Origin of the sequence: Paenibacillus sp. RS8, assembly GCF_041956825.1 — a bacterium.
GTDB lineage: Bacteria > Bacillota > Bacilli > Paenibacillales > Paenibacillaceae > Paenibacillus_AQ.
Map to the genome: position 1 here is coordinate 4,175,447 of NZ_CP168131.1, position 12,945 is coordinate 4,188,391.

General features: G+C 44.9%; 14 protein-coding genes. 13 read left to right on the forward strand and 1 reads right to left on the reverse strand.

The features are described 5' to 3' along the window. Nucleotides 1-4: 4 nt before the first annotated feature. The 13 genes from ACDZ28_RS19795 (at nt 5) to ACDZ28_RS19855 (ending at nt 12,186) form a co-directional block, all read left to right on the forward strand. Nucleotides 5-994 (forward strand): iron ABC transporter permease, encoded by a 990-nt coding sequence (locus ACDZ28_RS19795; RefSeq protein ID WP_052414555.1) that lies wholly within the window; start codon nt 5-7, stop codon nt 992-994. A gap of 1 nt (nt 995) precedes the next feature. Then, nucleotides 996-1,775: an ABC transporter ATP-binding protein gene (locus ACDZ28_RS19800; RefSeq protein WP_042126410.1), complete on the forward strand. Its 780-nt coding sequence runs from the start codon at nt 996-998 to the stop codon at nt 1,773-1,775. A 44-nt stretch (nt 1,776-1,819) separates the two neighbouring features. After that, nucleotides 1,820-2,347, forward strand: a complete 528-nt coding sequence (locus ACDZ28_RS19805; protein ID WP_042126411.1) for a HugZ family protein — start codon at nt 1,820-1,822, stop codon at nt 2,345-2,347. A 3-nt stretch (nt 2,348-2,350) separates the two neighbouring features. Beyond that, nucleotides 2,351-2,779 carry a DinB family protein gene (locus ACDZ28_RS19810; RefSeq protein ID WP_042126413.1) on the forward strand — a complete coding sequence of 143 codons (429 nt, stop codon included), beginning with the start codon at nt 2,351-2,353 and terminating at the stop codon, nt 2,777-2,779. Between the two features lie 160 nt (nt 2,780-2,939). After that, on the forward strand, nt 2,940-3,347 hold the full coding sequence (locus tag ACDZ28_RS19815) for a MerR family transcriptional regulator (RefSeq protein ID WP_375102565.1): 408 nt from the start codon (nt 2,940-2,942) through the stop codon (nt 3,345-3,347). 68 nt (nt 3,348-3,415) lie between these two features. Then, complete coding sequence (locus ACDZ28_RS19820; protein ID WP_375102566.1) at nt 3,416-4,327, forward strand: alpha/beta hydrolase; 912 nt, start codon at nt 3,416-3,418, stop codon at nt 4,325-4,327. Between the two features lie 298 nt (nt 4,328-4,625). Beyond that, nucleotides 4,626-5,216 (forward strand): TetR family transcriptional regulator, encoded by a 591-nt coding sequence (locus tag ACDZ28_RS19825; protein WP_375102567.1) that lies wholly within the window; start codon nt 4,626-4,628, stop codon nt 5,214-5,216. Between the two features lie 65 nt (nt 5,217-5,281). Continuing rightward, a complete protein-coding gene (locus ACDZ28_RS19830) occupies nt 5,282-6,214 on the forward strand; it encodes a helix-turn-helix domain-containing protein (protein WP_375102568.1) in 933 nt (310 codons plus the stop codon). A gap of 95 nt (nt 6,215-6,309) precedes the next feature. Continuing rightward, complete coding sequence (locus ACDZ28_RS19835) at nt 6,310-8,181, forward strand: class I mannose-6-phosphate isomerase (RefSeq protein ID WP_375102569.1); 1,872 nt, start codon at nt 6,310-6,312, stop codon at nt 8,179-8,181. Continuing rightward, the gene (locus tag ACDZ28_RS19840) at nt 8,181-9,152 is read left to right on the forward strand and encodes an ROK family protein (RefSeq protein WP_375102570.1); all 972 of its coding nucleotides are present in this window, start codon (nt 8,181-8,183) and stop codon (nt 9,150-9,152) included. Before ACDZ28_RS19835 ends, ACDZ28_RS19840 begins: the two co-directional genes overlap by 1 nt. A gap of 156 nt (nt 9,153-9,308) precedes the next feature. Continuing rightward, nucleotides 9,309-10,052 carry an SDR family oxidoreductase gene (locus ACDZ28_RS19845; RefSeq protein WP_375102571.1) on the forward strand — a complete coding sequence of 248 codons (744 nt, stop codon included), beginning with the start codon at nt 9,309-9,311 and terminating at the stop codon, nt 10,050-10,052. An 89-nt stretch (nt 10,053-10,141) separates the two neighbouring features. Beyond that, on the forward strand, nt 10,142-11,146 hold the full coding sequence (locus tag ACDZ28_RS19850; protein ID WP_375102572.1) for a glycerol dehydrogenase: 1,005 nt from the start codon (nt 10,142-10,144) through the stop codon (nt 11,144-11,146). A 179-nt stretch (nt 11,147-11,325) separates the two neighbouring features. Beyond that, complete coding sequence (locus tag ACDZ28_RS19855; RefSeq protein ID WP_375102573.1) at nt 11,326-12,186, forward strand: divergent polysaccharide deacetylase family protein; 861 nt, start codon at nt 11,326-11,328, stop codon at nt 12,184-12,186. On the opposite strand, the gene ACDZ28_RS19860 is transcribed toward ACDZ28_RS19855, so the two are convergent. Beyond that, nucleotides 12,173-12,928, reverse strand: a complete 756-nt coding sequence (locus tag ACDZ28_RS19860) for an N-acetylmuramoyl-L-alanine amidase (protein WP_375102574.1) — start codon at nt 12,926-12,928, stop codon at nt 12,173-12,175. The genes ACDZ28_RS19855 and ACDZ28_RS19860 overlap by 14 nt on opposite strands. Nucleotides 12,929-12,945 lie beyond the last annotated feature (17 nt).

Sequence of the window (12,945 nt, forward strand, 5' to 3'; positions counted from 1 at the left end):
GCAAGTGATAAAAACATCTCGTAGCAGAATAGTTGTTATTGTAACGGTTATATCAGCGCTCGTTGCCGCAATTATTGCAATCGGACTAGGCTCTGTATTCATTCCGGTATCAGACATACTCAGCACGATCTTTAGTTCATCGTCTAAGGCGGTGAACGCCACCATCATATGGGATATTCGATTGCCACGTGTATTACTGGCGATGATCATCGGAGCGAATATAGCGATCTCGGGCGCACTGCTGCAAGCTGTGATGGGTAACCCACTTGCTGATCCTGGATTGACGGGTGTAACTAGTGGGGCGGCTGCATGTGTTCTTGTCATAATGCTTGCTGCACCTCAGTATACTCAGTTCATTCCGATAGCTGCTTTTGTTGGTGGACTTATTGCTGCCGGCATTGTATATGCATTAGCGTGGAGACGAACCGGCATTTCGCCGGTTACCATTATTCTATCTGGTGTTGCTGTGAATGCGCTCTGTGGAGGAGTTATTGGACTCTTAACAATCATGTACAGTGATAGACTTCCTGCAGCGGTTCAATGGCTTAACGGCAGCCTTGCAGCAAAAGGGAATAATGCCTTGATGATGGTCCTTCCATATGCCATTGTAGGTTGGATCTTATCGTTTTTTGCGATTCGTAAGGCAAATATCATTCGTCTGGGTGATCAGGTTGCTTCGAATCTGGGTGAAAATGTGAACCAAATTCGTATCCTGCTCTCCTTGCTAGCCGTATTTCTGGCGGCTATTTCTGTAGCAGCCATTGGAATGATCGGATTTGTTGGTCTTGTTGTACCGCATATGGCGAGAATGCTCGTTGGTTCTGATTATAAATATCTTTTGCCGATGAGTATGGCGCTTGGTGCATTGGTACTGTTGATTGCAGATACGGGTGGACGTACGTTATTCGCACCACTAGATATTCCTTCGGGTATCCTAATGGCTGTGATTGGTGGACCTTATTTCCTATACCTGATGAGAAAGAAGGCGTTCTAACATGTTTACTGTCGATTCCATTTCGATTCGGTATGAGCAGAAAAGCGTGATAAACAACTTCTCTTTTTCCGTAAAAAAAGGTGAAATCGTCTCTATCATAGGACCAAACGGCTCTGGCAAATCAACACTACTCAAAGCGGTATCACGGCTAATTCCATATCATACGGGTACGGTTACCCTCGATGGTACGGATCTGAAGTCCATGAGCGCCAAACAAGTCGCACGAAAAATGTGCATGCTGAGCCAGAAGAATCAAGCGCCAAGTGATATGACTGTGATCGATCTAGTCTCTTATGGTAGGTATCCACATAAAAAGTGGTTCGAAAGATTGAATCAAGAAGACATGGATATTGTACAGTGGTCTCTGGAGAAGACAAATTTGGTGGAATATAAGGACCGACCTGTAGCTTCATTGTCAGGAGGAGAATCACAACGTGCCTGGATTGCAATGGCTTTAGCGCAGCGGCCTCTGATCATGTTGCTTGACGAACCAACAACGTACTTGGATATTTCACATCAGCATGAAGTGCTTGAGCTCGTTCGTGAGTTGAATCAGGACATGGGGATGACCATAGTAATGGTTCTGCATGATCTCAATCAAGCTTCTACTTATAGCGATAGTATTGTTGTAGTGCAGGCTGGTGAGAAAGCGATGTACGGCACACCCAATGAAGTCATGACAACAGACATGATCCGGGATGTCTACCGAATGGATGCGGAAGTTCAGTATGTGCCTACAGAGAAGAAACCTCGAATTCATTTACTCAGTACCGTTCGATAGATTCATATTGTGATTACATTACATATTCATGGAGGGATTTTTTAATGAAGAAGCCTGTAGATATTGAGAAAAATAAAGAAAACTACTTACAGTTTATTAATAAGCGTAAAAATCTGATTTTGAGTTTAATTGATGATGAAGGTAAGCCTTTCATTAGTTATGCACCTTTTGTAAAGAAAGATGGCAAGCTGTATATCTATATTAGTAAGATTGCAGAGCACTATGGCTATATGGAAAATAATGATTTTGTGGACGCCTTCCTGATTGCGGATGAGTCTGAAACCAACAATAAATTTGCAACTGAGCGTGTGCGTTGGAGTTGTAATTCAAGTAATATCGGTAATGATGGACATGAGGATATCTTTGAATTGTTTAATGCGGATCATGGTGAAGCCATGTTGAAATTGCTGCGCGGACTGGATTTTTCACTGTTCGAATTGACCCCTCAGAAGGGGCGTTATGTTGTTGGCTTTGGGTTGGCGTTTGACATCGACGTGGATGCGAATTTGTTCAACCATGTTGTGATTGATAAGAAGAAAGACGAAGAAGCAACCGTACAAGGGAGCAAATAGCCGATGACTATTACTTCAGTGCTGCCCATCTGGCAAGCGGTTCAAGAGCGATTTCATAAAATGGTGAAGGCATTGCCGGAAGAGGACTTAAATCTTAAATTAGGGAACTCCACCATCGGAGGTTTGATTTCTCATAATGCCGAGGTAGAGTTTATGTTTGCAGAGTGGTTCTTTGGTAAACCTAAACCTCAAGCCGATGATGCAGTGTATACTACATTAAGTGAACTGGTGGATCTGCTGTCTGCTTCCAACGAGAATCTGATTGCAGCGATGCGGGAGCTTCCGGAAGATGCTTGGCATGTGAGTGTAGAATCGGCATTTGGCACATCTACTCCACTTGAAGCAGTAGGTAGACTTATGTATCACACAGGCATTCATGCCGGACAGATTTCTCTGATACAGAAAAATGCGGTTCGAAGTGAAGTGTTGTAGAGTAGAAGAATAGAAGGAATGGGAAAACGGCAGAAATGCCGTTTTTTTGTGTGTAAATAAGGAGTTTTTAGTTAATTTCGAGTAGTTGTTATCTCTCTTCTGAAACTCTCTGGAGTTGTGTATTTGGTATAATATAGGGGATTCCAAGGAGGCGTATATTATGACGGAGTACTTGAGAGGCCAAATGGCCAAAATGGCGAATGTGAATATGGAGACGTTAAGGTATTATGAAGAACTTGGACTGATTAGCACTCCTTTACGTTCGGAAGCCGGATACCGTCTTTATTCTGAAGAGGCGCTTAGTCGACTAACGTTTATACATAATGCTAAGCTATGTGGGTTCACATTGAAGGAAATTAAAAAGGCACTGTTAAAATCGGAAAGCAGCGGCATTAGCATAGATGATTTTGTAAATGTTGTAGATAAAAAAATGGATAAAGTTCGTAACGAAATAGTCAAACAGGAAGTGAAGCTAGCAGCCCTCGAAGATTTAAGAAGAAATTTGCTAGCAGCAGATAAACATCCAGGTGTACAGTCGACGTTAGAAATACTAAAAATGGAATCTTAACTTGACCTTGTAGTCTCCTACAGGCTTTACAATTTGGGAAGAAGAGATCTGTAGGAGGGATTATAGATATGGAAAAAACGAGTATAGATCAGCTTGCAATGATCAAAAATTATCTGAACCAAACGAACCGATTTGAAAGTAGGTCTGTAGAGCAAATCCGGCAAGAAATGGCCGAAACGGCTGCGAGCCTGCCAAGTCATTCTGATGTTAAAGTTGAACAGGCTATAATCGGGTCAATGCGTGGAGAGTGGATAATACCTATGCAGCCAGTGCCGCCTCAGCATGAAGTTATCCTTTATTTTCACGGTGGTGGTTTTATTGCGGGCACTTGTGAATTTTATCGGGATTTAGCAACACGAATAGCAAAAGCTAGCGGCACGAAAATACTAACTATTGAGTATCGCCTTGCGCCCGAGTATCCTTATCCCGCTGCTAATGAAGATTGTATAGAGGCTTATCAATGGTTGCTTGCGAATGGATATTCTGCCAATGATATCGTGTTTGGAGGAGACTCTGTTGGAGCCAGCCTTGCGCTAATGACACTGATTAGTTTGAGGAATGAGGGGAGAGAGTTACCAGCGGGTGCCTTTTTAATATCACCTCATACGGATCTTGTTCATCTGGACGGAGAATCTTATCAGAGTCGAGCATTGCTTGATCCGACAGGTAGCTTAGAGGGGAGTAAACGAATACTTAACGCATATGTAGGCACATGCTCAGAGTTGGATCCAATACTATCGCCATTAAGGATGGATTTACAAGGATTACCTGAGTTACTTGTTCAAGTAGGTGATCATGAGGTGCATTTAAGTGATTCAACGAGGTTGACTGAACGGGCGAAAGCAGCGGGTGTTCAGGTGGAATTGGAAATATGGGAGAATATGTGGAGTGTTTTTCATTTCTTAGCGTACATGCTCCCAGAAGCGCAGCAGGCGATTACGAAGATCGGTAAGTTTGTCAGAGGGAAGCTGGATCAGTGAGAAAATAGATGAAATAATGTACTTTCGCCTTCTTGAGAGATCAGGGAGGTTTTTTGTTATCGGGGAATGGATAAACTTCACATCTTTAGGCAAGTTAACGGACTGTATAGCTCTTATTGGCATGTAAGAATGCCGAAAAGGATGGGATTTGGTTTACCAAATACGTACCTAAGTTTAATTTGTGAGATTCTATACTGACAATGATTTTACGAATGACAAAGTGATGATATTGTCAGTTTGTTTTTGATTGTTATATGCTATGATAATAACCACCAGAGATAGAGCGAGGGGAATATATATGTCGAATGATCTTCCATTATCTAAAGAAAACATTTTGGATGCAGCTGAACAAGTGCTCCGGCGTTTTGGCCCGGATAAGACTTCCGTTGTTGATGTAGCGAGAGTGCTGAAAGTTAGTCATGGTACGCTATATAGACATTTTTCAAGTAAATCTGCTTTACGAGAAGCGGTTACCGAAAGATGGTTGCATCACAATATTTTAGCCCCGCTAAAGGTCATTACTGAACAATTTGATGGGACTGCCAAAGAGCAGCTGCGTTTGTGGCTGGATACTCTAATCCGCAGTAAACGAACCTATGCTGTAGATGATTCCGAAATGTTTGCAATGTACGCCTCCGTAACTTTAGAAGCGGTAGGTATGATTACCCAACACGTAGATCAATTAATTGAGCAAATCACACAAATTATTGAAAAAGGTATACAAACCGAGGAGTTTAGAGCGTTGGAATCAAGGGTTACAGCAAGAGCGATTTTTAATGCTACATCACGCTTTCACCATCCTGCTCATGCGAAAGAGTGGCAGACAGCTAAAATTGATCAGGAATTTAACGCCGTGTGGGATTTGATTCTTTTCGGAATTTCGAAGTAAATGTAACGGCAGCAGCTTGTATTCCATAAAGAGACCAGTATACAATGGGAGCGAACAAAGGAGGGATGAACTTGTCAATCCAATCCAGCTTCCGCCGAGCCAATGCTATATGTAACCGACATGCTACAAAAATTCAAGGAGCCGGCTTGTCCATAACTATTTTATATTGGGGTTTCATGCCGGCTCATTTCGATAATTCCCTCCACCGCCATTCTTTTTTTGAAGCTTGCTATGTGTTAGATGGAGAGGGGAGCTATTATGAACACGACAGGGAGTATAATTTAGTAAAAGGAACGGCGTTTCTGTCTACGCCTGGCGTATGGCACCAGATTCGAAGCACTTCCGGATTGACATTATGCTATGTCGCGTTTGAAATGGATGAATCGCTGACAGAGCCGTTTTATCTCGAAGCGTATCGACAGCTTGCTGAAGGAGGAAACAGTGTTGTTAGGGAGGCCGACTCCTCTTTGACAGGACATTTGTGGCAGGCGTTACTAGCTTTGTGTGCAAATTCAGTCTCAACCATTCCGCTAGCCCTGGAACAGGTCGCGTACTCGCTGCTGTTGTCCTTCCCCGAATTGCATGGCTTGACCCTTACCGCGGGCGAAAGTGTTCAACAACCGATTTCTCCAGGGCATGCTTTATTTAGGCAAGCCAAGCGTTTCATTGACGATAATTTAAGCAATGAGCTTACGCTTGCGACTGTCGCGACTCATCTACATATCTCTTCCCGGCATTTAACCCGATTATTTCAGGAGTATCTCAGTCAGTCCTTCGTACATTATATTCAGGAGCGCCGGATGCAGCATGCATCGCAGCTTCTGCTAAATGATTATGCACCCATTAAGGACATTGCGTTACAATGCGGCTTTCAGTCCGTGCATTACTTTACCCGTGTTTTTACCCGCGCGCTTGGCGTATCTCCTGCCAAATTTCGCCGTTCACAATTCTCCGAAGGTCGCTCCGGCAACATTCATTACCCTCCGAAGATGTCCTGATTGTACAAAAATAGTGCTGCTTTCTTTAAAGACGCTGTCCCCAACAATTTATACAATGTGAACATACATTGATTACGAGTTGGGAGGCAGCAGCAATGGAAGTAAGTAAAGTTCGATTTTTTAATTCTGTTCCGGTTAATCCTGTAAAGCTGAAATGCCATGAGGCAGTGCAGTCCGATATTGGGACGGGCTATGAGGCATGGCTACGGCTAATAAAGGACGATTTTAACCAACACAATTCCAAGACATATCATTTAGCCATTGACGGTACCCATGGTGCCGCATTTACGACAATCCTTGAGCAACTGCATGCACTATGTAGCCACAAGAACATTGCTTATATTGAACTGGATAGTATGAGATATATGAAAAGCAGCGCGAAGCTCTTAACGGCGTTTGATCATTATTTGACCGATAACCGCGCCTTTGGATTTATTGCTTCAGATGTCGATTTTAAAGACTACTTCAGACCGCACGCGCAAGCAGAATGGCAGTCTGACGTTGATCAAATTCTTCAGCAATCCTCGGACTCCTTAGGCGGAGATTGCTCCGGTATGATGATTATTACCTATGGACCAGGTGCCGGCTACCTCTCTTCGGATGCCTCACTATCTATATTTTGTGACATTTCACGGGAGCATCAACAGCGGCTTCACCGGCAAGGGATGGGTTCGCTGCAATTGGGGAAATGTGTAGATCCAGTAGAGACTTATAAACAAGCATTGTTCCTGGAATGGCCGGTATGGGACCAATACCGTAAGCGCTATCTAAATGATTTTGACTATTACATGGATATGAATGATCCAGATCAGCCGACGTTCCTTACACTTCTTCTGCTGCGTACGATCATGCAAGCAGCGGCGGGGCAGCCGATTCGCGTAAAGCCTTTCTTTGCTCCAGGCATTTGGGGGGGGCAGTATTTGAAGGAACTTTGCGAATTACCGGAAGAGTGGGATAACTGCGCATGGAGCTTTGAGCCGATCGCACCGGAAAATACGATGCTGATTGAAGCATGCGGCCACACGCTGGAGCTACCGTTTCCGCTGCTGCTGTCGGCCCATCCGCTGGAAATTATGGGAGAGCGAAATGTCCGACTGTTCGGAGATTACTTTCCGATCCGCTTCGATTATCTGGATACCATTGGGGGAGATCATCTGTCCTTGCAGGTTCATCCTCGTCAAGCCTATATTGAGGAAACCTTTAACGAGACGATGACCCAGCAGGAGTCATATTACATCATGGAGCAAGAGGAAGAAGCGGCTCCCTTTGTTGCACTTGGCTTTACCGAAGGAATAAACGGAGAGCATTTGCTGGAAGCGGTGGATGACGCCCATGCTTCGCGGATGCCGCTCGCTGTTGAACAATATGTGAATGTGCTGGATGCTCACAAAGGAGATCTATTCCTTATTCCGCCAGGAGCTGTTCATTTCTCGAGTAAAGGCAACCTCGTTCTGGAAATCTCATCTACAACCTGGTGGTTCACCTTCAAGATCTACGATCACCTGCGTCTGGACAAAGATGGCTTGCCGCGGCCCATTAACCGAGACCATGCAAGCTGCAATATGAATGACAGCATCGACACGCGTTATGTTAATGAGCATTTGGTGCGATCTCCTGTCATTTCCCGCGTACAGGGCAGCAGTGTGGAGGAATTGCTAGGAGAGCATGAAGACTTGCTGTTCCAGGTCAAAAGATTAAAGCTGGAGAGTGAATGGCAGGACGATACGAACGGTCAGTTTCTTATGTTCAATCTGGTCGATGGCGATCGTGTTCGCCTTACGCCGTTGAACAATGAGGAGGCTGCTGTGGAATGGGGATATGCAGAGTCCTACATTGTTCCAGCTGCAGTAGGGAAATTTCGGATAGAATCCATTGGTGACTCAACATGCAGCTTAATTGTTGCTCAAGTTTCTCCAAATTGGTATACTCCGCTGCTGCCCCATCATTGGAAGGGTGGTGAAGTGTAATGGAGCCTGGGGTCTTGCTGCATACCGGCTTAATGACGACCCTTGCTATTGATGCTGGAGGAACGTTTTTGAAGGCTGGTGTCCTAAAGAACGGCATTCTCATGCCCGGGATTTCTTTCATTCGACCATCACATTCAAATGGGACCCCGGAACAAATCGTTGGCGGCCTAGTAAATCTTATCATGGAACTGTCAACCGCCTACAAAGGGCAGCTAGGTATCGAAGAGCGTCCAGCTCCAGCAGGGTTTGTAATCGGACTTGCCTTTCCGGGACCTTTTGAATATGAGTCAGGTATTTCGCGTATTCAGGGACTGAATAAATATGATTCCATTTACGGCCTTAATTTGAAAGCACTGCTGCGGGATGAATTAACTCGGCGCTCAGCGCTAAATTCTGCTTTGCCATGGTTGTCTGAGCTAGCAGCGGCACCTATCCGGCTGGGCAATGATGCTGTTATGTTCTCCTTTGGCGTCAGCAGATTGTTTCCTGAGGACAAAATGATATGCCTTACGCTGGGAACAGGGCTCGGGTCCACTTTTATAGAGAAGCAAATGGTGGTCTCAGGCAGATCAGGCATACCGTCCTCAGGCATGCTATATGAAGAAACATTTAACGAAGAACGAGTTGATGATGTGCTAGGCAGCAGAGGCATTTTGTCGTTGGCGGATAGCCTTCATGCTCGTTCATGCGATGATACTGTGGAGAATCTGGCTTTAGCTGCCCAATCAGGTGATCCCTCTGCCATCCAGGTATGGGAGATATACGGCCAGCGGCTTGGTCTCATGCTGCGTCCTTATTTCGCTGCCTTTCAGCCCGACAAACTTGTTCTTGGCGGACAAATCGCCAAAAGCAGAGATTTATTTGAAGACAGCTTGCGAAGCGCGCTGATGCCAGAGCAGGTGGTGCTATATTATGAGAACGATGTGCTGGAGCAAGTGTTCTATGGCATTCATCAAATGTTTGACACCTGAAGTCAAACCGGAAGCCTACGTCTCGCTCATGACCAACTACTGGGAGACCCATTTTTATGGATAATGACAAAAATAAATAATTGTCACTTGTCATTTTCTAGCCGTCGGATTATAATCAGACCAACAAGAACGGCAATTGAATAGGGGGTAATAATCATGGATCATCATTTAGCTGGAAGAGTAGCTTTGGTAACAGGTGCCTCGAGAGGTATGGGACGGGAAATTGCTGAGAACTTGGCTTTACATGGTGCGAAAGTAGTTGTTAATTATGCAAATAGTCCAGGCAAGGCAGAGGAAGTTGTGAACGAAATTAAGCAAAAGGGTGGAGAAGCAATTGCTGTGCAAGCGGATATCAGCCAAGTGCGAGAGCTAGAACACTTATTCCAAACTACACTAGAGGCTTATGGACAAATTGATATTCTTGTTAATAACGCAGGCGTTATGATCACAAAGCCGATTGCGAGTATGACAGAGGAAGACTTCGACAAACAGTTTGCCATCAATGTGAAGGGTACCTTCTTTGCTTGCCAGCAAGCTGCTAAACATATGAGTGAGAACGGACGGATTATAAATTTCTCAACATCAGTTACAGGTCAGATGTTTCCAACCTACAGTGTTTATGCGGGGACAAAAGGTGCAGTGGAACAATTCACACGTCAGTTGGCAAAAGAATTCGGACGGAAAGGAATCACCATTAATGCGGTTTCGCCCGGTCCTGTGAATACGGAGCTTTTTACCGTTGGGAAGACTGCTGAAGAAATTGCTAATGTAGGGAATATGAATTCTTTTGGACGCTTGGGTGAGCCTGAGGATATATCAAGTGTGGTGCTGTTTCTATCCAGTAAGGAATCACAGTGGATTACGGGCCAGACGATTCGTGTAAACGGCGGATTTATTTAAGACCAGCTCCTTTAGCATCTTTTTTAATAGCCAGTCTGAAGCAACACTCCTTAGAATAAAAGGATATACAAAAAAGGAGGAGTGAAACCATGACACAGATGATATGTTCACCTACAAAATATATACAGGGACATGGCGAGATTCTTAAGCTGGGAGATTATTGTTTGAAGCTAGGCGCCAAAAGAGCTTATGCGATTATAGATCCTTTTATTTATTCCATGTACAAGGTGGATATCTTGCACAGCTTTGAAATCAACAATATTCCTCTTATGTTGCGCGAATTCAAGGGTGAATGCAGCCGTACTCAGGTGGATGAGATGGCGCTAGAACTTAGTCTGAAGGACGTTGAAGTCGTCTTAGGAATCGGTGGCGGCAAGACGCTGGATACAGCAAAAGCGGTAAGCTATATGTCTGAGCTCCCTGTAGTTATTGTTCCCACAGTGGCCTCAACGGATGCGCCTTGCAGCGCATTATCGGTTTTGTATACGGATGCGGGTGACTTTGATTGCTATCTCCCCTTAAAAAGAAATCCCGACATGGTCATCGCAGATTTAGATATTATTGCTAAAGCTCCTGCAAGATTACTGGTTGCTGGTATGGGTGATGCCTTATCCACCTTTTTCGAGGCAAGAGCTTGCCGGCAATCAGGGGCGATTACTCATGCAGGCGGGACAAGCACAATTGCAGCGTTCTCTTTAGCACGTGCTTGTCTGGACACACTTCTCGCTGAGGGCGAATCAGCATTGCAAGATGTTAAACAAGGAATCACCTCGTCTGCAGTGGAACATATTGTTGAAGCTAATATTTACTTGAGCGGCGTCGGGTTTGAAAGTGGCGGGCTTGCGGCAGCCCATGCCATTCATAACGGACTGACACTGAATGAGGGATGCAGGAATGTGCTACACGGTGAGAAGGTTGCTTTTGCTACAATCGTGCAGTTGTTCTTGGAGAGGGCTTCTGACGAAGAGATTGCTCAAGTCATTGATTTCTGCAAAAGAATCGGACTTCCCGTTACCCTTAAGGAGCTAGGGATTCCCGATATTGATAAATTAATGGTGGTGGCAGAGGCCAGCTGCTCCCGGATAGCCCGATGAAGAATATGCCATTTGAAGTTCAACCTGTGGATGTGCTGGAAGCAATTCTTGCCGCAGACAAGCGCGGGCAATAGCAACAGCTCCATTGTAAATTATTGCGAACCCTCCTCGTACATATTTAACCTTCGTGAACCAAACAATGAGAACAATTGTTTAAGACGAAGGAGGCGTTCCTCTTGATGAAGGACAGTCGAAAGGTTAAACGTTACTTACTACATTGGATTGCTGTTGCTGCTGTAATGATTACCACAATTATTCCGGCGACGCCGGCTGTCTCTGCTGCCACGTCTAAAGACAACGTTACAAATACGCAGCATGAAGAGAGTGCACCTAAACGTGATAAGGTCGCTATCATCATTGACGACTTCGGCAATGGCATGAAGGGGACAGATGAAATGTTCTCATTACCGATAAAGCTTACTGTAGCCGTCATGCCTTTTTTGCCTACATCCGTGAAGGATGCTACGCGCGCGCATGAACGTGGTGATGATGTCCTGGTACATTTGCCGATGGAGCCGCGTCAAGGTAATCCTAAATGGCTTGGACCAGGAGCCATATTGGCCAAAATGTCCGATGAGGAAGTGCGACAAAAGGTTGAGGCAGCTCTCGATAATGTTCCTTATGCGATCGGGATAAATAACCACATGGGCTCGAAAATTACCGGGGACGAGCGGATTATGGCGGTGATTTTATCTGTATGCAAAGAACGGGGATTGTTTTTTGTAGACAGCAAGACCAACTACCGTTCCGTTGCTGGAAATATGGCTTATCGAATGGGGTTACCACGCGTGGAGAACCATATCTTTTTAGATGACACACATACAGCAAGTCATGTTCTGAAACAAATGGGTCTCGTCAAAGACTTAGCGAAGGATCAACGATTTTGTGTAACCATTGGTCATGTTGGTGTATTTGGGAAAGAGACCGCCGCAGGAATCCGCAGCGGTATTGAACTGATGAAAGACAATGTTGAATTTATAGGGATTTCTGATCTGGTTAAAAACGAGATGAAATGGAGCTCCAACCCTACACTTCCATAAGATAAGCTACAATCCCATCAGCAATGGCTTCAGCGATTTGTTGCTGCCCTTTAGGGGTGCACAGTTTTTCGCGGTCGGTCGGACTGCTTACAAAACCCGCCTCAACGATAACCGTTGTGGCGGTTATTTTGTTTAGTAAATAAAAAGGCTTGCCTGGTCTTGGATGAGCCTCGACATCGTAAAGATTGTTTAATTGATGCTGAATGGACTTAGCAAGCATGAAGCTGCGGCCCTCTTGACGGTACAATACAAGTGGACCATGTTTGGAAGGGGAGGGTGCCCAGTTATTAATATGGATGCTTACCACTACAGTAGCAGGTAATGTCTCGGCAAGCTCTTTACGCTGTGCAAGATCGCGCAGATGTCGAGATTTACTACGCAGCCAGCGGTTTTCATCACTAGGGGCATAATCGCCATTGCGGTTTAATGCGACGTCAAAGCCATCGCTGCCCAGCAGAAGAAATAATCGACGTGAGATATCTAACGTGATATCTTTTTCAAGAATATTTCCGTAGGAAGTTCCACCATCGATGCCTCCGTGTCCTGCATCAATTAGAATCAATCGGTGTCCATGACCTAATATATGCTGACGGTCATCCTTCATCACGGACTTCTCTGGTGTCGCAGAGGCAAAGGAGCTCCCCATAAACAACAATAATAGTCCTAGGGTTGTTAGAGTGATTCGAAAGCCGCATATAGCAGCTGCTGCTCTGGGAAAGGATGGTTTTCTCCAGTTGTTCAAGTGAAACGCCTCCTTGC